A 21,613-nucleotide genomic window follows, 5' to 3' on the forward strand; every position below is an offset into this window, starting at 1 on the left:
CGTCGGTGGAGCTCGTGGTCGGCCGTGTGGTGAAGTCGCACGGTATCAAAGGTGAGGTGGTCGTCGAGGTTCGCACCGACGAACCCGACGAGCGTTTCGCTGTGGGCGCCGTCCTGCATGGTCGCAAGCTCCGCGAGCAGACGCTGTACGACTACACGGTCGAAGCCGCCCGGGAGCACTCCGGGCGGCTTCTGCTGCGTCTGAGCGGTGTGGCAGACCGCACCGGATCCGACGCGATCCGCGGTACTTTGTTCGTCATCGACAGTGACGATCTGTCTCCGTCCGATGATCCCGACGAGTTCTACGATCACGAACTCGAAGGGCTGCCGGTCCGGATCGCGGCGGGGCGCCCCGACAGCGGTACCGAGATCGGCACCGTGCGCGAGGTCCTGCACACCGCCGCCGGTGAACTGCTGTCGATCAGTCCGGACGATGCGCGCCAGGAGATCCTCATCCCGTTCGTCACCGAGATCGTTCCGACGGTGTCCGTCTCAGACGGTGTGATCGAGATCGATCCACCCGACGGACTGCTCGATCCCGACTTCGGGGAGCCGCCCGCAAAGGCGAAGAAGCAGCAGGACAGGAAGCCGCGACGGGTAACCGAGGGGAACGAGTAGTCCGTGCGGCTCGACGTGGTGACCATCTTTCCCGAATATCTCGAACCACTGCGCGCCGCGCTGCTCGGCAAGGCGATCGACAAGGGCCTGATCTCGGTCGGAGTGCACAACCTGCGCGACTGGACGCATGACGTCCACAAGGCAGTCGACGATTCGCCCTACGGTGGCGGACCGGGCATGGTCATGAAACCCACGGTGTGGGGGCCCGCTCTCGATGACATCCTCGGCGTCGGCCAGGACACGACCGATCCCGATGTGCTGCTCGTCGTCCCCACCCCCGCAGGCAGGCCGTTCGATCAGGCCACGGCGCAACGGTGGTCCACCGAGAAACGCATCGTCTTCGCGTGCGGTCGATACGAGGGAATCGACCAACGGGTCTTCGACAACGCCGCGACACGCGTCCGCGTCGAAGAGATCAGCATCGGCGACTACGTGTTGATCGGCGGCGAGGTGGCCGTGCTGGTGATGGTCGAGGCCGTCGTGCGCCTGATGCCGGGGGTGCTCGGCAATCAACAGTCGCACCAAGAGGATTCGTTCTCCGATGGACTCCTCGAAGGGCCCAGCTATACGCGGCCCGCGAGTTGGCGCGGGCTCGACGTTCCACCGGTGCTGCTCTCGGGAGACCACGGCAAGGTGGCGCGGTGGCGCCGGGAACAGTCGCTGATCCGGACGCGGGAGCGCCGCCCCGACCTACTCCCCGACGACTGAGCGGGATCAGCCGATCACGGCCTCCACCACCATCGTCACCGTCTCGCGCGCGTGCCGGGCGCTGTCGTCGTCGGACGCGTCGTATACCGAGGTGTCCGGCAGGAACCAGCCGTCGTACTCGGGGTCCTCGTAGCTCACCGTCTCCCGCGACAACACGGCGACCACGTAGCGATGGTCGGTGCCGAAGAACCCCGTGGACAGATGAATCCACTGCCCGTCGAGGCAGCACATCCATCCTGCCTTCGACCCGAGATCGACTGCGTCCGGGAGTCCGTCGGCAAGGCCGAACGTCTGGTCGTAGCCGTCGGATCCGGTGGGATCGAACTCGAGCAGATACCCGATGATCCGGGCGGCACCGGCCTCGTCGAGCCCACCTCTGCCGCTGAGCAGATCGTCGTACCAGGTGAGGATGTCGGACGCGGTCGTGACGGTGTTCCACCAGGAATCGACCGAAGCGACGGTGGTGTCCAGACCGTACCGCTCGGCGACACGCTCGATGATCTCAGATCCGCCGAAGGCATCCCACAGCTGGCCCGCGGCCGAATCGTCCGACCGCGTGAGCATCACCTGGATCAGGCCGTAGTCCTCGTCGGTGAGCAGGATCGTGCCGATCGACTCGCGGAACAGCAGATCATCGGCAATGAACAGTTTGGCCACCGACGCCGTCGCGAGCGGCTCGTTCGCACCGCCTATCGTTCGTGTGCCGGTGGCACGGTCGAGGACACCGACCGTGACCGCCGCGCCGCGCTCGGCGGCGAGTCCGGCCGCGTCGTCGATTCGCTGCGCCAACGTGCCCATCCTGATAGGTTCCCCGGTGTCGATGCTGGCACTCATCTCGACGTGCAGACCGGCAGCGGACACCTCCGACGCAATGTCGGTGGCTTCACCGGCGGGCGCTCCGCACGCCGACAGCGCTGCTGTCACGACCAGCAACGCAAAGCACGACCGGTACCGATCCCGGGTCATCAGAGCTCCTGTATTCCATTGTGCGACGCGCATGCGCCGTCGGTTGAAGTTTCGTCGGTCCCGTCGGGCAGCGGCTCGAGGCGCCACGGGAACACACGGAAGGATAAAGGTAGGGTCGATCGTCGTGACGACCCAACTCGACACCGTGAACCGGCGCATCGCCGACGAACTCGACGTCCGCGAGAACCAGGTGGCTGCGGCGGTGGAACTGCTCGACGGCGGCTCGACCGTCCCGTTCATCGCGCGCTACCGCAAGGAGATCACCGGCGGGCTCGACGACGCCCAGCTCCGCACCCTCGAAGAGCGCCTGAGGTATCTGCGCGAACTCGACGAACGCCGCACCGCGATCCTCGAATCCATCGATGAACAGGGCAAGCTCGACGACGAGCTCCGCGGACAGATCATGATTGCCGAGACGAAGGCCCGGCTCGAAGACATCTACCTGCCCTACAAACCCAAGCGCCGCACGAAGGCACAGATCGCGCGTGAGGCCGGGCACGAACCCGTCGCCGACGCCCTCATCGGCGACCCGGCCACCGACCCCGCGCAGTACACCGCCGAGCAACTCGACGGTGCCCGCGCGATCCTCGTCGAACGCTTCGCCGAAGACGCCGACCTCGTCGGCGAGTTGCGCGAGGCCATGTGGAGCCGCGGTGGCCTGAAGTCGACCGTGCGGCCGGGGAAAGAGACCGAGGGCGCGAAATTCGCCGACTACTTCGAGTTCTCCGAGCCGTTCGCCGATCTGCCGTCACACCGCATCCTCGCCGTTCTGCGCGGCGAGAAGGAGGAGGTCCTCAGCCTGTCGCTGGAACCGGAACTCGCCGAGCAGGAACCCGGCGCGCCGTCGTACTACGAAGGAAGGATTGCCGGCCGGTTCGGGATCGCCGACCAGGGGCGTGCCGCCGACCGCTGGCTGCTCGACACCGTCCGCTGGGCATGGCGCACGCGGCTGCAGGTCTCGATGGGTGTCGATGTGCGGATGCGGCTCAAGCAGTCCGCCGAGAGCGACGCCGTCGACGTGTTCGCCGCGAACCTGCGCGACCTGCTGCTGGCAGCGCCGGCCGGAACCCGGCCCACGATGGGCCTCGACCCCGGCTTCCGCACTGGCACCAAGGTCGCCGTCGTCGATGCAACGGGCAAAGTCGTCGACCACACGACGATCTATCCGCACCAGCCGCACAACAAACACGACCAGGCCCTCGCGACCCTCGCGTCTCTGGTGGCCGAGCACGGTGTCGAGCTCATCGCCATCGGCAACGGCACCGCCTCCCGCGAGACCGACGCCCTTGCCGCAGAGCTGATCGCAAAATCCGGTGTCACCAACGTGACCAAGATCGTGGTGTCGGAAGCCGGCGCGTCGGTGTATTCCGCATCCGCCTACGCATCGCAGGAGCTTCCCGACCTGGATGTGTCGATCCGCGGTGCGGTCTCGATCGCGCGGCGCCTGCAGGATCCGCTCGCCGAACTGGTCAAGATCGACCCCAAGTCGATCGGTGTGGGCCAGTACCAGCACGACGTGTCCGAGACGATGCTCGCCCGGTCGCTCGGCGCGGTCGTCGAAGACGCGGTGAACGCCGTCGGTGTCGACGTCAACACCGCGTCGGTGCCGCTGCTGTCGCGCGTCTCGGGCATCACCGGATCACTCGCCGAGAGCATCGTCACCCACCGCGACCAGAACGGCCCGTTCCGTACTCGCAAGTCGCTCAAAGATGTCGCGCGGCTCGGTCCGAAGGCCTTCGAACAGTGCGCGGGCTTCCTCCGTATCCCGGGCGGCGACGACCCGCTCGACGCGTCCGCGGTGCACCCCGAGGCCTACCCTGTGGTCCGTCGAATCGTCGACCGTAGCGGCACCGGGGTCCTGGAACTCATCGGTAGCTCTGCGGTCCTCGCCAAGCTCAGGCCGGAAGAGTTCGTCGACGACAAGTTCGGTCTGCCTACCGTCACCGACATCATCAGCGAACTCGAGAAGCCGGGGCGTGATCCACGCCCCGAGTTCAAGACCGCGACCTTCGCCGCGGGAATCGAGAAGGTCGGAGACCTGAAACCGGGCATGGTCCTCGAAGGGGTCGTGACGAACGTCGCAGCTTTCGGCGCGTTCGTCGACGTCGGGGTTCACCAGGACGGGCTCGTGCATGTCTCCGCGATGGCGCGCAGCTTCGTCCAGGATCCCCACGATGTCGTGAAATCGGGTGAGGTCGTCAAGGTCAAAGTTCTCGATGTCGATGTCCCGCGCCAGCGCATCAGCCTCACTTTGCGCCTCGACGACGAGGTGCCCTCTGCGTCGGACAGCGATGGCGGCGGTGCCGCGCGCGCTGGCCGCCAGGGCGGATCGAAGCCTGCGCCGCGCGCTCAGGGTGGGCGGGGGCAAGGCGGAGGTCGCGGCCGGGGGCAGCGAGACGGTAAGCAGGGCGGGGGTAAACAGGGCGGAGGCAAGCAGGGCCGGCGTTCTGACGCTGCACCCGCGAACGGATCGATGGCCGACGCGCTGCGTCGTGCCGGCTTCGGTAAGTAGCCTCTTCTCGGAGTCGGTCGTATCACACCGTGAGCGACCGGCTCCTGGGATGCTGGAACGCGTGCGGATTCTCACGGTCGCGATTTCGGGGAGTGTCCCGATCTCGGGGAGGGCGGCCATGACCACAACGGTGCCGCGATGATGAGCTGGCTTCGAACCGAGATCGTCGACCAAGGACGATTGCCGCTGTTGTGCTTCCTACTCGGCTTCGTCGTGGCCTTCGTGTTCATCCGTATCAGCGTCCGGATGATCCGCGCGAAGGTGCGGTGGTGGCCCGGCAACATCACCCCCGGTGGGCTGCACGTGCACCACATGGTGTTCGGGGTGGTCACGATGGTCATTGCCGGCGGCGGTCTCATCTCGATGTACGAGGTGGGCTCCAGGACCGTCATTGCTGTCTTCGCCGCACTGTTCGGGGTGGGCGCTGCCCTGACGCTCGACGAGTTCGCGCTCATCTTCTACCTCCACGATGTCTACTGGGACGAAGAGGGCCGGGTCTCCGTGGACGCAGTATTCGTCGCAATCGCCGTCACCGGCATGCTTCTGCTCGGGCTGCAGCCTCTCGATCTCCTCGATCTCGCGAATTTCGACGACGGCGGCGACTGGGTGAACCGATTTGCTCTGGTGGTGTCTGTGCTGGTGAATCTGCTGGTCGCCGCGGTGGTCCTCGCGAAAGGGAAGATCTGGACGGGGCTGGTCGGGCTGTTCGTTGTCCCATTGCTGTGGATCGGCGCGTTCCGCCTGTCGCGGCCGGGGGCGCCGTGGGCCCGCTGGCGCTACCAGGGCAAGACCCGGAAGATGACCCGCGCGATCACGCGTGAACGGCGGTTCCGCAGACCGATGATCCGAGCAAAGATCTTCGTGCAGGACCTCGTCGCGGGTGCCCCGACCCTCGAAGCGGTGCTGGGCAGCGTCGAACACTCGCGAATTGCCGCGGAAGCCGTCCTCGACAGGACGGTCCACCCAGCTCCGCCACCCGTGATTTCACCCCACCCGGTGGAGTCTGGCACTATAGACGGGTTGCCCCGTTCGGGCACACCTACCTGACCTGGGCACGAACCGGTCGAGCCCGCTTCACGGCGGTCGCCGCCAGGTTCCTCTGCTCGAGCGAACAAGAGGATAGAACACCGATGAACACCCTGGACTTTTTGGACGCCAAGTCGCTGCGCGACGACATTCCGGACTTCCGCCCCGGCGACACACTTGATGTGCACGTCAAGGTTATCGAGGGTTCGAAGGAGCGTGTGCAGGTCTTCAAGGGCGTCGTGATCCGTCGCCAGGGCGGCGGCATCCGCGAGACCTTCACCGTCCGCAAGATCTCGTTCGGCGTCGGTGTCGAGCGCACCTTCCCGGTGCACAGCCCGAACCTCGCGAAGATCGATGTTCTCACCCGCGGCGACGTCCGTCGGGCGAAGCTGTACTACCTGCGCGAGCTGCGCGGCAAGGCTGCGAAGATCAAGGAAAAGCGCTGATCGTCGTCTCCTGACAACGTGCTCACTGGCCCGGCCCGGATTCACATCCGGGCCGGGCTAGTCTGTCGTTGTGGCAGATTCACCGCACGAACCGGCCGGGCCGGACGCGAACCGATACGGCGCCGACCGACTCTCGGCACACAACCGGACACACGGTGCTCACCACAGAAGAGAGGAACCGGACGATCCGAACGGCGGCGGTGATGCCGAGGACGACGGCGGTACCAAGAAGAACACGAAGAAGCAGAAGTCGTTCTGGCGTGAACTCCCGATCCTCGTCGTCGTCGCGCTTGCGCTGAGCTTCCTCCTTCAGACTTTCGTTGCCCGCGTGTACCTGATTCCGTCCGAATCGATGGAACCGACACTGCACGGATGCCCGGGCTGCACGGGCGACCGCATCGTCGTCGAGAAGATCGGCTACCGATTCGGCGATCCGCGACCCGGAGACGTCATCGTGTTCAAGGGACCCGATTCGTGGTCCGAGGGATACACCTCGACGCGCTCCGACAACCCCGTCCTCCGCGGGATCGAGGAAGTCGGATCCCTCGTCGGGTTGGTCCCGCCGGACCAGAACGACCTCGTCAAGCGCGTCATCGCGGTGGGCGGACAGACCGTCGAATGCTGCGACGACCAGGGCCGCATCCTTGTCGACGGCCAACCGATCGACGAGCCGTACGTGAAGATGGACTACCCGTTCACACCGGGTGTCGTCACCTGCGACACCGAGGTGCCGTCCGGACGCTGTTTCGGTCCGGTGACGGTGCCCGACGATCATGTATGGGTGATGGGCGACAATCGCAGCAACTCTGCCGACTCGCGCTATCACGTCGGCGACGAGCACCAAGGGTCCATTCCGCTGGAGAATGTGATCGGTAAGGCGCGCTTCATCGTGCTGCCCCCCGGCCGATGGGGCCTCATCGATTCCCCGGAGATCATGCCTTCGTGAGTACCTGGCCACCGCGACCGGTGATCCGCCGATCATCGGGTCTACGGACGATGGAGTCGACACTGCTGCGATGCGGGCTCGGCCCGGTCGCCGGTGTCGACGAGGCCGGTCGCGGGCCGTGTGCCGGCCCGCTGGTCATCGCCGCGTGCATCCTGGGGCCCAAGCTGCACCCGTCGCTGGATCGCCTGGACGACTCCAAGAAGCTGACGGAGAAGACCCGCGACGAGCTCTACGACGCCATCGTGCGGCGCGCCCCCGCATGGAGCGTGGTGGAGGTGCCGGCCGCTGAGGTCGACGCCATCGGCATCCACGTCGCCAACATCGAGGGGATGCGGCGCGCGGTCGCGGGCCTGGCGCTCGCGCCCGGCTACGTCCTCACCGACGGATTCCGGGTGCCCGGACTGCCGGTGCCGTCGCTGCCCGTGATCGGCGGGGACGGTGCTGCGTCGTGCATCGCCGCGGCGAGCGTGCTCGCGAAGGTGACCCGCGATCGGATCATGGTCGGGTTGGATCGCACACATCCGGGGTACGGTTTCGCGATACACAAGGGCTACAGCACCGCGGTGCACATGACGGCACTGCACCGGCTCGGCCCGTCACCCGAGCATCGGAGATCATGGGCGAACGTTGCCGCAGCGTGCGGCGAAGCGCCGTTTCGACGCCGACTCGTCGGCGCCGGGGCGGATGCGGGATCATGACAGAACACACCAGAGTGGGAGGACACCGAGACCGATGAGCGCCGAGGATCTCGAGAAGTACGAAACCGAGATGGAACTCTCGCTGTACCGGGAGTACCGGGACATCGTCGGTCAGTTCGCCTACGTCGTCGAAACCGAGCGGCGCTTCTACCTTGCGAACGCCGTCGAGCTGCTTCCGCACAACGCCAACGGCGAGGTGTACTTCGAGGTTCGGATGTCGGATGCGTGGGTATGGGACATGTACCGCCCCGCGCGGTTCGTCAAGCATGTCCGGGTGATCACGTTCAAGGACGTCAACATCGAAGAGCTCGACAAGCCGGAACTGCGTCTGCCCGACAAGCTCGGATAGAGCCCCGCACCTTAGCGGAACACTCGGACACGGGCGCCGCGAGGCACTCGCTGAGGTGACGTTTGTCCACAGCCGGTCGTTTCATCCACAGATTTCCCGTATCACGCGCCGATACCCCTTTTGCTGCCCATTCCTGCGACACAGTGTGTCTACGCAGGGAGGAGCAAGACGGATGGGACGAAATCAAGACGTGGGGATCCGCGGTGAGGACCTCGCCGCCGAGCACCTCGCATCCACCGGAATGGTGGTCCTCGAACGCAATTGGCGGTGTCGGTACGGCGAGCTGGACCTGATTGCGCAGGACGGAGCGGTCCTGGTGTTCGTGGAGGTCAAGACCCGCACGGGGTTCGGTTACGGCACACCCGCCGAAGCCGTCACCCGCGCCAAAGCGGAGCGGCTGCGCCGCCTGGCCGGGCTGTGGCTCGCCGATCAGGATCGCCGATGGGACCGGATCCGCATCGATGTCGTGACAGTTCTGCTCGTACGGGGGAGTGCTCCTGAGATCACCCACCGCAAGCAGGTGCTCTGATGGCGCTGGGGAAGGCATGGTCGGTGGCGGTGGCGGGTGTCGACGGCCATGTGGTCGAGATCGAGGCCGATATCGGTGGTGGATTGCCGGGCGTGAAAATGGTCGGTCTGCCGGATACGGCACTGCAGGAATCACGCGACCGCGTGCGCGCCGCGGTGTCCAACTCCGGTGGGAAATGGCCGGATTCGAAGGTGGTCCTGGCGTTGTCGCCCGCGACACTGCCCAAAGTGGGTAGCGTCTACGACCTCGCTCTCGCGTGTGCCGTGCTCAATGCCGCAGACGTCGTACCGCTCGAAGCGATGACCACAACGATTCTGCTGGGTGAACTCGCGCTCGACGGCCGGCTGCGGCCGATCCGAGGAGTACTTCCCGCCGTCGTCACCGCGAAGAACTACGGATGGTCGCGGGTCGTGGTGCCCACCGCGATGCTGACTGAGGCGTCGCTCGTCGCGGGAATCGATGTGTACGGTGCCGACACTCTCCGCGACGTGGTGCTGTGGCTGAAAGGCGACGGACCGCTCGAACGCCCCGATCCTGCGGCGGTGCCACCGCGAATTCTCCGCGCAGACCTCAGCGAGGTCGTCGGACAACACGAGGCGCGCCGTGCGATCGAAGTCGCCGCGGCGGGAGCACATCACCTCATGCTCACCGGTCCGCCCGGAATCGGAAAGACAATGCTGGCCCAGCGACTTCCAGGAATCCTTCCCGAGCTGTGCGAAACGCATGCCCTCGAGGTGACTGCGGTGCATTCGGTCGCCGGGACCCTCACGGCGGATCGTCCCCTTGTCACAGAACCGCCGTTCATCGCACCGCACCACACCGCCACCGTCGCGTCGCTCATCGGTGGCGGGACAGGCATGGCCACACCGGGTGCGGTCAGCCGCGCACATCGAGGAGTGTTGTTTCTCGACGAGGTTGCCGAGATGGGCACGAAGACCCTCGAGGCATTGCGAACCCCCCTCGAAGACGGTGAGGTCCGCATCGCCCGCAGAGACGGCGTGGCGCGGTACCCTGCGCGATTCCAACTGGTCCTGGCAGCGAATCCCTGCCCGTGCGCGCCGGCCCGCGACGCCGATTGTGTGTGCGTGCCCACCGCACGGCGCCGGTATCTCGGACGCCTGTCGGGCCCGTTGCTCGATCGTGTCGATCTGCGGGTACAGATGCACTCTGTCGCGACGAGCGCGCTGATGGGTGAGGCGGGGGAAAGCACCGACGATGTACGAACGCGCGTCGCCGCTGCCCGTGCCGCCGCGGCCGAGCGGTGGCACGACTTCGGATGGGCAACCAACGCGGAGGTGCCGGGGCCGGCTCTGCGTCAGAGATTCCGACTACCGGCCACCGCCGTGAAACCGGTGGAGTGGGCGCTGCGCAAGGGTGCGATCACGGCGCGAGGTGCGGACAGAGCATTGAGAGTCGCGTGGACGCTGTGCGACTTGGAGGGGTTGTCTCAACCAACCGAACTTCACGTGGCCGCCGCGCTCGACTTCCGGGATCGAGGTGCCGCATGACCGGTCGAACCATCAGCGGATCACCCGCGGACGACACCCTTGGTGCCGAGAGGCGGCGAGCCTGGGCGTACCTCTCGCGCGTCACTCAGGGTGCCTCGCGGACAGTGTCCGCGGCCGTCGCCGAACAGGGAGTCGTCGAGGTCGCGAACGCAGTGCGGGAAGGTTCGGCGGGCGCCGAACTCACCTCGAAACTCGAGGCTCGCGCCCACCTCGACACGGCCGCCGCCGATCTGGAACGCCTGAACCGTGCAGGGGGTCGCCTCATCACCCCCGACGACGACGAATGGCCCGCATGGCAGATGCTCGGATTCGACCAACTGGACACAGACACCGACGCCGAAGGCACACCGTTGGCGTTGTGGGTGTGGGGACAGCGGCGACTCGACGAACTCGTCGAACGGGCAATCGGGATTGTCGGCACCCGCGCTGCCAGCGGCTACGGCGAGCACGTGACGGCAGAGATCGCAGGCGACCTCGCCGTCGACGGGTGGACGGTGGTGTCGGGGGCAGCATTCGGGATCGATGCCGCGGCACATCGCGCAGCGCTCGGGGTCGGGGGAACGACCATTGCGGTCCTCGCGTGCGGTGTGGACCGGGCCTATCCTGCCGCGCATGCGAAACTTCTGCGGGGCATCTCCGAATCTGGCCTGGTGATCAGCGAATATCCCCCCGGTACCGCCCCAGTGCGGTACCGATTCCTGGCGCGTAATCGGCTCATCGCGGCGTTGTCCGCGGGAACCGTTGTCGCAGAGGCGGGGTGGCGCAGCGGTGCCCGTAACACAGCAGCGTGGGCTCGGCGGCTGGGTAGGCCGGTGGTCGCGGTGCCCGGCCCGGTCACGTCGGCGGCGTCGCAGGGATGCCATCGCATGATTCGCGAGGGCGAAGCGCGGCTGGTCGGCAATGCGAGGGACATCGTCGAGGAGTGCGGTCCGATCCTCGTGGCCGACGACGACCGGGATGCCTTGTTCGTTCGATCCCTCGACGCTCTCTCGGGGGATCGGGCACTCGTCTACGAGGCGTTGCCCGCTACCGATACGTGCGAGCCGGTCGCGGTCGCGGAATCTGCGGGCATCTCCGTCGCTCGCGTGCGCGCAGCGTTACCGCTGCTCGAGATGGAGGGTCTCGTCCGGCGTAACGACGCGGGGTGGTCTCGGACCGCGGCCGGGTAGTGGCGGGCGCAGTTGGTTCCGGCTGTTGTCAGCCGTTCTCGGGTGCTACGGCCGCATCGGCTTCGGGTTCGTCGTCGATGTACCAGGCGAGATCCTCGCGATGCCACTTCACGGCGCCGCGGTGGGCTTTGCGGAACTCTTTGAGAACGGCCCGGTCGATCGACGGGTGGCCGCTGTCACCCATGTAGATCCACTCCGAGCCGAACTTCGCTTCGATGGCGTCGACCATGTCGGCCTGACCGACCCGGCGTTCGGTGGTGATGATGTCGACCATCCAGGTGGCAATGTCGGACGCACTGGTACTCATGGTCTCGAGCGTAGTCGGACGACGTCGGGCCACTGCGCCTGACATCGAACAACGGGTACCGTCTCTCGAGGAAGGCAATCCTAACAAGGAGGCAGTGTGGCACCCAAGGGTCCCCAATCGACAACTTTGACAGTTCTCCGCACGGAGGCTGTGTCCGAGCATTTCGTTCGTGTGGTGCTGGGAGGTGCCGGGTTCGCCGACTTCACTCCTCGACCCGAAACCGACAGTTACGTCAAGATCGAACTCCAGGCGGGCGACGACACCGTGGTGCGTACCTACACGGTGCGCCGCGTCGATCAGGACGCCGAGGAAATCTGGATCGACTTCGTCGTACACGGCGACGAGGGGGTCGCCGGTCCGTGGGCGCGCTCTGTGCAACCCGGCACCGAGGTTGTGCTCCGGGGGCCGGGCGCAGGCTACTTGCCGGATCGGGCAGCAGACTTCCACCTGCTGGCAGGTGACGAGACAGCAGTACCTGCGATCGCGGCGGCCCTCGAATCACTCCCTGCCGACGCTGCCGGAGCTGTGTTCATCGAGGTCGCCGGAGAATCGGACGAGCTCGATCTGGTCGCGCCGTCCGGCGTCACCGTGACGTGGCTCCATCGCGGGGTAGCGGCCGGCGACGCCGGCCCGGACCAGATCGACGGCAATGCGCCGCTCGTCGCCGCGGTGCGGGAATTGCCGTGGCCCGAAGGCGACGTTCAGGTGTTCGTGCACGGCGAGGCCGAGACCGTCATGAAACACATCCGCCCATACCTGCGTAAGGAACGCGGAGTGAAGCCGGCGCGCGCGTCGATTTCTGGATATTGGCGTCGTGGCCGGACGGAGGAGGGCTTCCGCACCTGGAAGCGAGAGCTTGCGGAGGTGGATGCCGGCTAGCGTCGATCCGTCGAACGGGTCAGGATCGGGGCTCGCGGGTGAGGGTGAGCAGAGCGCACAGCGCGAGCCCCGCCGACACGACGATCGCAATCGTCATGGGAACAGCGGTGTCCTCTCCGCCCAACCCGACCAACGGTGAGACGATGGCGGCGAGCCCGAACTGGGACGCACCCATGATGGCGGATCCGGTACCTGCGGCCGACGGCACTTCGCCCTGACCGAGGGCTGTGGAATTTCCCATCGTGAAACCGAGACTGAACACGACAGCGAACAACAGCGGTAGTAGCAGCCAGCGCTGGGCGCCGAAAGCCGCTGTGGTGATCAGCAACAGTATTCCTGCGGTCAGCATGAGCGTGACACCGAACATCAGCAAGGGGCGGACTTCGAACCGGCCGATCAGCCGGGTGTTGATGATGTTCGCGGTCACCAATCCCGCCGAGTTGACTGCGAAGACCAGCGAGAATTGCGTGGCGGACATACCCAGTACGTTCTGCACGACGAACGGCGACGCCGAGATGTAGGCGAACAACGCGCCGAAGCCGAGCGCGAACGACGCGGCGTACCCGACGAACCGGCGATTGCCGAGGACGTAGCCGAAATTGCCCGCGAGAGCCGCAAATCCGCCGCCGTGACGTTTCTCGGGTGGGAGTGTTTCGGGGACGAAGGTGAGAACACCGGCGAGCATCGCGAGAGATGCGCCGGTCAGGACCCAGAAAATGCCGCGCCAGCCGATAGGGTCGAGCAGCGCGCCACCGATGACCGGTGCGGCAATGGGCGCGATTCCACCGATGATCATCATGACGCTGAACAAGCGAGCCGATTCGTGGCCGCTCGTGCGGTCGGCGATGACCGCGCGGGCGAGCACGATTCCGATTCCTCCGCTGAAACCCTGAATCGCTCGTGCCGCGATGAGGACCTCGACCGTCGGGGCCAGCGCGCATACGGCGCTACTCACCGCGAGCACGATGGTGCCGACGACGAGCAGGCGCCGGCGGCCCCACCCGTCGGAGAGGGGGCCGGTGATCAACTGACCGATGCCCAGGCCGGCCATGAACGTCGTCAACGTGAGTTGGATCCCGACGGTCGAGGTGCCGAGACTCTCGGACATGATCGGCAGGCCGGGTAGGTACATATCCGTCGCCAGTGGCGCCGTGGCCGACAGGAGCGCCAGCGCGCACAACATCGGCAAAGAGATCGTTTTACTCACGAACGAACATTATCGGGGTGTCGGCTTGCACGGACCCGCCGCACCACGCACGGTAGTGCGCATGGAGCACGATCCAGCGTCGGCGCTGCCGGCGGTGCTTGCCGTGCACGTCGAGGAGTTCGCCGAGCATCTGACCTTGCAGTCGAACCGGTCGGCGCACACCGTCCGCGCATACGTGACCGATGTGTGTTCGTTGCTCACGCACCTCGTCGACGGGAAGCCGGACGCCCGGGTCTCCGATCTCGACCTCGAAACCCTGCGGGCCTGGCTTGCGCGACAGGTGGCTTCCGGCGCTGCGCGCAGCACAATTGCCCGCCGGACCTCGTCGGTGCGGTCCTTCACCGCCTGGCTGGTTCGATCCGGCCGTACGGAACACGACCCCGGGACACGGCTCGCGTCAGCGCGCGGACATCGGACATTGCCCGCGGTGCTGCATGCCGACCAGGCATCCGAAGTCATGGCAGCTGCGGAGGCCGGCGCGCGGGAGGAGGATCCGGTCGCGCTACGAGACCGGGTGATCGTCGAACTGCTCTATGCGACCGGTATTCGGGTCGGGGAACTGTGCGGGCTCGACATCGACGACGTGGACTCCGAGCGCCGTGTCGTGCGGGTCGTGGGTAAAGGCGACAAGGAACGAACTGTGCCGTACGGGGTGCCTGCCGCGGATGCGCTCGAACGCTGGGTGACCCTGGGCCGGCCGGCGATGACGACCTCGGCGTCGGGGCCGGCGCTGCTCGTCGGGAAGCGTGGCGGGCGGATCGGACAGCGGCAGGTACGGACGGTGGTGCACGAGGCGGTCGGGGCTGTGCCCGGCGCACCTGATCTCGCCCCGCACGGGCTACGACACACTGCGGCGACCCACTTGCTCGAAGGTGGCGCCGATCTGCGCGTTGTGCAGGAGGTCCTCGGACACTCGAGCCTCGCGACGACCCAGCTGTACACCCATGTGTCGGTGGCGAGATTGCGTGCTGCCCACGAGCAGGCGCATCCCCGTGCCTGAGCTGTCCGCGCCTGAGGTGTACGCAGCTCAGTCCGCTTTGGTAGCGTCCCTGCCGATCGACAGTGGGGTTTCCGGGGGGATCTGATGGCACGTGACGAGTCGAACCATGCGCTGCCTGCGTGGTTGCAGGACGAACCCGATGCTCGGCCGGCTACGCCGCGACGTGGTCTGCGCCGCAGTGCGACACGGGGCGCTCCGGCCAGTGCGCCGTCGACGCCTCCCCGCGCAGCGGCGATCCCGTCGACGCCTCCCCGTACAGCGGCGATCCCATCGACACCCGCCACGATCGTGCCACCCGCGTCGGTGCCGTTCTCGATCATCCCGATCCAGCGGGATCCGGGGCCGAGAACGTCGACAGAACCGGAACCCTCGAATGCGGTGCCGGAACCCGAGGATCTACCTGCCCCTGCCCCTGCCCCTGCCCCTGCGCCGGATCCGGTACCCGAGCCCGACCCGGAATCGGTGCCTGCGCCGGTGTGCGTGCCCGACCTCGACCCCGTCGTGAATCACGATCCTGCACCGGAGCCTTCGCCTGCGGCAGAGCCCGAGCTTTCGCCTGCGGCAGAACCCGAGCCTCCGCCCGCACCGGAACGGGCTGCCGACACGGAACCCGTCCGGGTGCTCGCGCCGATTCGCGAACCCGAGCCCACCCCAGTCGTGCACCATGATCCGGGTAGCGTGCACGATCCTGTTCCGAGTGTTGCGGCCGCGGCGGACCATCAACCGTCGAACCTCGATCTCGCATCGGGGGTGCTCGTCCGTCGTTCCCGGCGTGCACCGAGCGGCGGGTGGCGGCGCGGTGTACACCGGCTCACCGGCGGCCTGTTCAATCCCGGAGAATCCTCCGACGACGCGCACCACGACGATCTGGTCGCCCGCATCCGCCAGCCGATCGGCGGCGACTATCGCATCGCAGTGCTCTCGCTCAAAGGCGGTGTAGGCAAGACCACCACGACGATCGGGCTCGGCTCGACGTTCTCGTCGATGCGCGGCGACTGCGTGATCGCTGTCGACGCCAACCCTGATTTCGGAACCCTCGCGCAGCGGATTCCGGAGCAGACGCAGTCGACGGTGCGAGATCTGATCGCGGTTGCGGACCGCATCGAACGCTATTCCGATGTGCGTGCCCACACGTCGCAGGCGCCGAGTCGACTCGAAGTGCTTGCCAGTGAACGCGATCCGGCGGTGTCGGAGGCATTCAGCGAGGAAGACTATCGTCGCGTCATCGATGTCCTGCAGGTCTACTACAACATCATTCTCACCGACTGCGGGACAGGGATCATGCACTCTGCGATGAGAGGTGTGCTCGATCTGGCGAATGCCCTCGTACTCGTCGGATCACCCGCGGTCGATGGTGCTCGCAGTGCTGCGGCGACACTGGACTGGCTCGAGCATCACGGCTACCGCGATCTCGTCGATCGCACGGTGGTGGTGATCAGTTCGCCGCGACCGGGGACTTCCAACATCGACCTCGACGCATTGACCGCGCACTTCCTCGCTCGTTGCCGGGCCGTGCAGGTCGTGCCGTTCGACGAGCATCTGGCGGAGGGGGCCGAGATCGACCTGAACCTGCTGCGCCCCGCGACCCGACGGGCATTCGCCGAGCTCGCCGCCATGGTCGCCGATGATTTCCCCGTTCTGACGGGTCGGCATTCCGCGCAGTGGTGACGGTGGCAGACCGAGATACGACACGCCACCATGGACGTCACACCGGTTCGAGCCGGATCACCGATCGTACGACGAGGGGGACCGGATCCAGGTAGCTGTCGCGGTCACGGCGCAGACCCCAGTGCAGACAGGCGTCGGCGGGGCAGCCCTCATGCCCCGCCTCCACTGTGCCCAGTGGGTCGCCGGCCGAGATTCGGCGCCCCGACGCCACAGTGGCGGTCACGGGTTCGTAGGTGGTGCGCAGGCCACCCTGATGGTCGATCGACACCACCGGTTTCCCTGCGACGGTTCCGGCGAACACGACGATCCCGTCACCGGCCGCGAGGACCGTTTGTCCGGGGTACGACGCAAGATCGACGCCGCGATGACCGGGCAGCCAGTTCTGCTCGGGTGGATCGAACGGCCGGGTCACCAGCGGGCGTGGTTCCAGGGGCCAGACGAAAGTGCTGTCGGCGGCCGCGGGGGCAGGGCCCATCATCAGCAGGAGGGCCGTGAGGAGCACGAGCGGAGGGAGTCGCATACGTCCCACACTTGCCGTCGGGAGGCCATCGCGACACCCAGAAACGACGAATGTGGACAACTTTGCGGTTGTCCACAGGAACGGATCGAGAGACCGCTCTGACAAGGCGGTTCGCAGATCGACGAGTCCGGGTCGTATGCTTGTCGTGCGGTCTGTGTTCGCAGATCGACTTCGCGCGTCCGCGCATCGGTGTCACCCGTCCATACGGATGCACCGTAGATGGCCGTCGCCGGTCCCGCAAGGGTCGACGGACATGCGGACGCCAGGGCGGGGATCGCAAGATCACCCGCGGCAACCGACATGAAAGAGAGACAACAGCCATGGCTGTCGTAACCATGAGGCAGCTGCTTGACAGCGGCGCCCACTTCGGACACCAGACCCGTCGCTGGAATCCGAAGATGAAGCGGTTCATCTTCACCGACCGCAACGGCATCTACATCATCGACCTGCAGCAGACCCTGACGTACATCGACAAGGCGTACGAGTTCGTCAAGGAGACCGTCGCTCACGGTGGAACGATCCTGTTCGTCGGCACCAAGAAGCAGGCTCAGGAATCCATCGCCGAAGAGGCCACCCGCGTCGGCATGCCGTACGTGAACCAGCGTTGGCTCGGTGGCATGCTCACCAACTTCTCCACCGTCCACAAGCGCCTGCAGCGCCTGAAGGAGCTGGAGGCCATGGAGCAGACCGGTGGTTTCGAGGGTCGCACCAAGAAGGAAATCCTCATGCTCACGCGTGAGATGAACAAGCTCGACCGGACCCTCGGTGGCATTCGCGACATGGCCAAGGTTCCCTCGGCCGTGTGGGTCGTCGACACCAACAAGGAGCACATCGCCGTCGGCGAGGCTCGTAAGCTGAACATCCCGGTCGTCGCAATTCTGGACACCAACTGCGACCCGGACCTCGTCGACTTCCCGATCCCGGGCAACGACGACGCGATCCGCTCCGCGGCGCTGCTGACCAAGGTGGTCGCGTCCGCAGTCGCCGAGGGCCTCCAGGCCCGCGCAGGCAAGAACACCGACGCCGACGCCAAGCCCGAGGCGGCAGCAGCCGCGGAGCCGCTGCCCGAGTGGGAGCAGGAACTGCTCGCGCAGGCCGCCTCCACCGGCGAAGCGGAAGCACCCGCCGCGGACGCAGCCCCCGAGGCCTGATCCGTTCGCACGGCCCCGACCGCACGATCGCGAGATCATGGTCGGGGCCGTTGCATCGCGGCCTGGTCCGCACATACGCGGCGCGATCCGCACCCGAGACTTTTCACCACAGACACAGGAGGCCCGCTCAAGATGGCGAACTACACCGCCGCTGATGTCAAGCGTCTCCGCGAGCTCACCGGCTCCGGAATGCTGGACTGCAAGAATGCCCTCGCCGACAACGACGGAGACTTCGACAAGGCCGTCGAGCAGCTGCGCATCAAGGGTGCCAAGGACGTGGGCAAGCGCGCCGAGCGCTCCACCGCCGAAGGCCTCGTCGTCGCCAAGGACGGCGTGCTGGTCGAGCTGAACTCCGAGACCGACTTCGTGGCGAAGAACGACGAGTTCCAGGCGCTCGCCGACACGATCGTTGCTGCCGCCGCCGAGGCACGTCCGGCCGACGTCGAGGCGCTCAAGGCCCTCGAGGTCGATGGCAAGACCGTCGACACCCTGGTTCAGGAGCTCTCCGCCAAGATCGGTGAGAAGCTCGAGATCCGTCGCGTTGCTGCATTCGACGGCCAGGTGTCGGTCTACCTGCACAAGCGTGCATCCGACCTGCCTCCGTCCGTTGGCGTGCTCGTCGAGTACACCGGTGAGGGCGACGCGGCGGCCGAGGCTGCGAAGAGCGCTGCCATGCAGGTCGCTGCGCTCAAGGCGAAGTACACCTCCCGTGACGAGGTTCCCGAGGACATCGTCGCGGGCGAGCGTCGGATCGCCGAGGAGACCGCCAAGGCCGAGGGCAAGCCGGAGCAGGCTCTGCCGAAGATCGTCGAAGGACGCGTCAACGGCTACTTCAAGGACGTCGTGCTTCTCGAGCAGTCGTCGGTGACGGATTCGAAGAAGACCGTCAAGGCGATTCTCGACGAGGCCGGAGCCACCGTCACTCGCTTCGTGCGGTTCGAGGTCGGCGCAAGCTAGTCCACCGATCGATCGACCCCGTCGGCTGTTGCCGGCGGGGTCGCGGTGTGTCCGGCTCCTCCAGGTGATCAGTATTCGGTGGTTGCCGTGGGTGTGCCGCTCCGCGCCCGGTCTCGGTTCCACCGGGTGGATGAGGCAGGATGATAAGGGCCGATTCATGCGCAACCAGAGGAGAGTCATGTCCGAGCATGCCCACGATCGGCCCGGTTTCCGCCGGGTGCTTCTCAAACTCGGTGGCGAGATGTTCGGTGGCGGCAAGGTCGGGCTCGACCCCGATGTCGTGACGACCGTCGCGCAGCAGATTGCCGAGGTCGTGCGCAGCGGCGTCGAGGTCGCCGTGGTCATCGGTGGTGGCAATTTCTTTCGCGGCGCCGAACTGCAGCAGCGTGGACTCGAGCGGGCGCGCTCCGACTACATGGGCATGCTGGGCACCGTCATGAACTCCCTCGCGCTCCAAGATTTCCTCGAGAAGCAAGGTATCGACACCCGGGTGCAGACGGCCATCACGATGGGCCAGGTCGCCGAGCCCTACCTGCCGCTTCGCGCGCGGCGTCACCTCGAGAAGGGCCGGGTGGTCATCTTCGGTGCAGGTATGGGTATGCCGTACTTCTCCACCGACACCACCGCCGCGCAACGGGCCCTCGAGATCGGCGCCGATGTCGTGCTGATGGCCAAGGCCGTCGACGGAATCTACTCCGCAGACCCGCGCATCGATCCCGATGCCGAGCTGTACGAGGAGGTCACCCATCGCGAGGTCATCGAGAACGGCCTCAAAGTCGCGGACGCGACCGCGTTCAGCCTGTGCATGGACAACGCCATGCCGATCATGGTCTTCAATCTGCTGACCAAGGGCAATATCGCTCGTGCCGTCGCCGGTGAGAAGATCGGAACGCTCGTACGGTCATGATTGGACAACGAAACATGGAGGAACTGCCGTGATCGATGAAGCTCTCTTCGAGGCCGAGGAGAAGATGGAGAAGGCCATCACGGTCGCCAAAGACGATCTCGGCGGTATCCGCACCGGCCGCGCGAATGCGGGGATGTTCAACCGGATCGTCATCGACTACTACGGATCGCCGACCCCGGTGACGCAGATCGCCAGCATCAACGTGCCCGAGGCACGGATGGTGATCATCAAGCCCTACGAAGCGTCGCAGCTGGGCGCGATCGAGACCGCGATCCGCAACTCCGATCTCGGAGTCAACCCCACCAACGACGGCAATATCATTCGTATCTCGGTGCCGCAGCTCACCGAGGACCGCCGCCGCGAACTCGTCAAGCAGGCGAAAGCCAAGGGCGAAGATTCCAAGGTGGCTTTGCGGAACGTCCGTCGCAAGGCGATGGAAGAACTCGGCCGTATCCAGAAGGACGGCGAGGCGGGCGAAGACGAGGTCGGTCGCGCGGAGAAGGAACTCGACAAGACCACAGCCAAGTACGTGGCACAGGTCGATGAGCTGGTCAAGCACAAGGAAGCCGAGCTGATGGAGGTCTGACGGTGGGCAGAGCCGACGGGTCTTCCGACCCGCAGCTTCCACTCGACGCCGGAGATGCCTCCGACGTCACCGCTGCCGACGCAGCATCACCGACAGCCGCCGCATCACCACCGGACGACGTGATACCGGCTGCCAAGACGTCACGCGCAGGCCGGAATCTCCCCGCCGCTGTAGCGGTCGGAGTCGGCCTGGGCGCGCTCGTGATCGGGATCCTGCTCTTCGCGCCCACCGGCTGGCTCGGCGTGGTCGCGGCAGCGATCGCGATCGCTACGTGGGAGGTCACGAAGCGGCTGCGTGAGGCGAGCGTGCTCGTGCCGCGCCTGCCACTGCTCCTCGGAGGCCAGGCGATCATCTGGCTGAGCTGGCCCTACGGGACCGCCGGCGTCCTCGGCGCATTCGCGGGGACCGTGGTGGTGACGATGCTGTGGCGACTCTTCGACCATGGTCTGGCCGCGCAGCCGCGCAACTATCTACGCGACACGGCGGTCGCGGTGTTCACCGCGGCGTGGTTGCCGCTGCTGGCGTCCTTCGCCACTCTCATGGTCCTCGAGGACCAAGGCGCCGCACGCGTGTTCTGTCTGATGTTGGTGTGTGTGGCATCGGATATCGGTGGCTATGCCGCCGGTGTGCTGTTCGGCAAGCACACCATGGCGCCCGCGATCAGCCCGAAGAAGTCGTGGGAAGGGTTCGGTGGCTCCCTGGTCGCGTGCGTGGCCGTCGGAATCCTCACCGTCGTGTTCCTGCTCGACGGCCAGTGGTGGATCGGTGCGCTCCTCGGCGTCGTCCTCGTGTTGACAGCCACTGCCGGTGACCTCATCGAGTCGCAGGTCAAGCGCGATCTCGGCATCAAAGACATGGGGACGCTCCTGCCCGGCCACGGCGGCATCATGGACCGACTCGACTCGATCCTCCCGTCGGCCTTCGTGACCTGGCTGATCCTTACGATCTTCGTGTAGG

The 21,613-nt window shown here is 66.3% G+C and carries 23 protein-coding genes; 19 read left to right on the forward strand and 4 right to left on the reverse strand.

Annotated elements, in window-relative coordinates:
* Positions 1-5 precede the first annotated feature (5 nt).
* Positions 6-617, forward strand: coding sequence for a ribosome maturation factor RimM (gene rimM / locus ACZI8W_RS14565; RefSeq protein ID WP_463369208.1), 612 nt, complete (start codon positions 6-8; stop codon positions 615-617).
* Between the two features lie 3 nt (positions 618-620).
* On the forward strand, positions 621-1,325 hold the full coding sequence (trmD, locus tag ACZI8W_RS14570) for a tRNA (guanosine(37)-N1)-methyltransferase TrmD (protein ID WP_463369209.1): 705 nt from the start codon (positions 621-623) through the stop codon (positions 1,323-1,325).
* A gap of 6 nt (positions 1,326-1,331) precedes the next feature.
* Here trmD and ACZI8W_RS14575 read toward each other — a convergent pair whose 3' ends face one another.
* Complete coding sequence (locus tag ACZI8W_RS14575; protein WP_463369210.1) at positions 1,332-2,291, reverse strand: serine hydrolase; 960 nt, start codon at positions 2,289-2,291, stop codon at positions 1,332-1,334.
* A 124-nt stretch (positions 2,292-2,415) separates the two neighbouring features.
* Between ACZI8W_RS14575 and ACZI8W_RS14580 the strand changes: the two genes are divergently transcribed.
* The 9 genes from ACZI8W_RS14580 (at position 2,416) to dprA (ending at position 11,474) form a co-directional block, all read left to right on the forward strand.
* Positions 2,416-4,803: a Tex family protein gene (locus ACZI8W_RS14580; RefSeq protein ID WP_463369211.1), complete on the forward strand. Its 2,388-nt coding sequence runs from the start codon at positions 2,416-2,418 to the stop codon at positions 4,801-4,803.
* A gap of 138 nt (positions 4,804-4,941) precedes the next feature.
* A complete protein-coding gene (locus ACZI8W_RS14585; protein ID WP_463369212.1) occupies positions 4,942-5,850 on the forward strand; it encodes a hypothetical protein in 909 nt (302 codons plus the stop codon).
* Between the two features lie 83 nt (positions 5,851-5,933).
* Positions 5,934-6,275, forward strand: a complete 342-nt coding sequence (gene rplS / locus ACZI8W_RS14590) for a 50S ribosomal protein L19 (protein WP_463369213.1) — start codon at positions 5,934-5,936, stop codon at positions 6,273-6,275.
* Positions 6,276-6,345: 70 nt separating this feature from the next.
* On the forward strand, positions 6,346-7,221 hold the full coding sequence (gene lepB / locus ACZI8W_RS14595; RefSeq protein WP_463369214.1) for a signal peptidase I: 876 nt from the start codon (positions 6,346-6,348) through the stop codon (positions 7,219-7,221).
* Positions 7,218-7,919, forward strand: a complete 702-nt coding sequence (locus ACZI8W_RS14600) for a ribonuclease HII (RefSeq protein ID WP_463369215.1) — start codon at positions 7,218-7,220, stop codon at positions 7,917-7,919. Before lepB ends, ACZI8W_RS14600 begins: the two co-directional genes overlap by 4 nt.
* Positions 7,920-7,953: 34 nt before the next feature.
* The gene (locus ACZI8W_RS14605) at positions 7,954-8,268 is read left to right on the forward strand and encodes a DUF2469 domain-containing protein (protein ID WP_006550963.1); all 315 of its coding nucleotides are present in this window, start codon (positions 7,954-7,956) and stop codon (positions 8,266-8,268) included.
* Between the two features lie 172 nt (positions 8,269-8,440).
* Positions 8,441-8,797, forward strand: coding sequence for a YraN family protein (locus tag ACZI8W_RS14610; protein WP_463369216.1), 357 nt, complete (start codon positions 8,441-8,443; stop codon positions 8,795-8,797).
* Positions 8,797-10,305 carry a YifB family Mg chelatase-like AAA ATPase gene (locus tag ACZI8W_RS14615; protein WP_463369217.1) on the forward strand — a complete coding sequence of 503 codons (1,509 nt, stop codon included), beginning with the start codon at positions 8,797-8,799 and terminating at the stop codon, positions 10,303-10,305. Before ACZI8W_RS14610 ends, ACZI8W_RS14615 begins: the two co-directional genes overlap by 1 nt.
* Positions 10,302-11,474, forward strand: a complete 1,173-nt coding sequence (gene dprA, locus ACZI8W_RS14620) for a DNA-processing protein DprA (RefSeq protein ID WP_463369218.1) — start codon at positions 10,302-10,304, stop codon at positions 11,472-11,474. Before ACZI8W_RS14615 ends, dprA begins: the two co-directional genes overlap by 4 nt.
* A 28-nt stretch (positions 11,475-11,502) precedes the next feature.
* Here the strand turns inward: dprA and ACZI8W_RS14625 are convergent, their stop codons facing one another.
* Positions 11,503-11,781 carry a DUF6953 family protein gene (locus ACZI8W_RS14625; protein ID WP_463369219.1) on the reverse strand — a complete coding sequence of 93 codons (279 nt, stop codon included), beginning with the start codon at positions 11,779-11,781 and terminating at the stop codon, positions 11,503-11,505.
* A 96-nt stretch (positions 11,782-11,877) separates the two neighbouring features.
* Between ACZI8W_RS14625 and ACZI8W_RS14630 the strand changes: the two genes are divergently transcribed.
* A complete protein-coding gene (locus ACZI8W_RS14630; protein ID WP_463369220.1) occupies positions 11,878-12,660 on the forward strand; it encodes a siderophore-interacting protein in 783 nt (260 codons plus the stop codon).
* Positions 12,661-12,679: 19 nt separating this feature from the next.
* On the opposite strand, the gene ACZI8W_RS14635 is transcribed toward ACZI8W_RS14630, so the two are convergent.
* The gene (locus tag ACZI8W_RS14635; protein WP_463369357.1) at positions 12,680-13,843 is read right to left on the reverse strand and encodes a multidrug effflux MFS transporter; all 1,164 of its coding nucleotides are present in this window, start codon (positions 13,841-13,843) and stop codon (positions 12,680-12,682) included.
* Between the two features lie 85 nt (positions 13,844-13,928).
* On the opposite strand from ACZI8W_RS14635, the gene ACZI8W_RS14640 reads away from it, so the two are divergent.
* A complete protein-coding gene (locus ACZI8W_RS14640; protein WP_463369221.1) occupies positions 13,929-14,867 on the forward strand; it encodes a tyrosine recombinase XerC in 939 nt (312 codons plus the stop codon).
* 84 nt (positions 14,868-14,951) lie between these two features.
* Positions 14,952-16,535 carry a MinD/ParA family ATP-binding protein gene (locus ACZI8W_RS14645; RefSeq protein ID WP_463369222.1) on the forward strand — a complete coding sequence of 528 codons (1,584 nt, stop codon included), beginning with the start codon at positions 14,952-14,954 and terminating at the stop codon, positions 16,533-16,535.
* Positions 16,536-16,572: 37 nt separating this feature from the next.
* Here ACZI8W_RS14645 and ACZI8W_RS14650 read toward each other — a convergent pair whose 3' ends face one another.
* Positions 16,573-17,055: a M23 family metallopeptidase gene (locus tag ACZI8W_RS14650; protein WP_463369223.1), complete on the reverse strand. Its 483-nt coding sequence runs from the start codon at positions 17,053-17,055 to the stop codon at positions 16,573-16,575.
* 320 nt (positions 17,056-17,375) lie between these two features.
* Here ACZI8W_RS14650 and rpsB point away from each other — a divergent pair, with 320 nt between their 5' ends.
* The 5 genes from rpsB (at position 17,376) to ACZI8W_RS14675 (ending at position 21,612) form a co-directional block, all read left to right on the forward strand.
* Positions 17,376-18,206: a 30S ribosomal protein S2 gene (gene rpsB, locus ACZI8W_RS14655; protein WP_463369224.1), complete on the forward strand. Its 831-nt coding sequence runs from the start codon at positions 17,376-17,378 to the stop codon at positions 18,204-18,206.
* 132 nt (positions 18,207-18,338) lie between these two features.
* Positions 18,339-19,163, forward strand: coding sequence for a translation elongation factor Ts (gene tsf, locus ACZI8W_RS14660; RefSeq protein WP_463369225.1), 825 nt, complete (start codon positions 18,339-18,341; stop codon positions 19,161-19,163).
* Positions 19,164-19,341: 178 nt separating this feature from the next.
* Positions 19,342-20,070, forward strand: a complete 729-nt coding sequence (gene pyrH, locus ACZI8W_RS14665) for a UMP kinase (protein WP_132470557.1) — start codon at positions 19,342-19,344, stop codon at positions 20,068-20,070.
* A 28-nt stretch (positions 20,071-20,098) separates the two neighbouring features.
* Positions 20,099-20,656, forward strand: a complete 558-nt coding sequence (frr, locus tag ACZI8W_RS14670) for a ribosome recycling factor (protein WP_463369226.1) — start codon at positions 20,099-20,101, stop codon at positions 20,654-20,656.
* 119 nt (positions 20,657-20,775) lie between these two features.
* Positions 20,776-21,612, forward strand: a complete 837-nt coding sequence (locus tag ACZI8W_RS14675) for a phosphatidate cytidylyltransferase (protein ID WP_463369358.1) — start codon at positions 20,776-20,778, stop codon at positions 21,610-21,612.
* Position 21,613 lies beyond the last annotated feature (1 nt).

It is taken from the genome of Rhodococcus ruitaii (genome assembly GCF_055230935.1).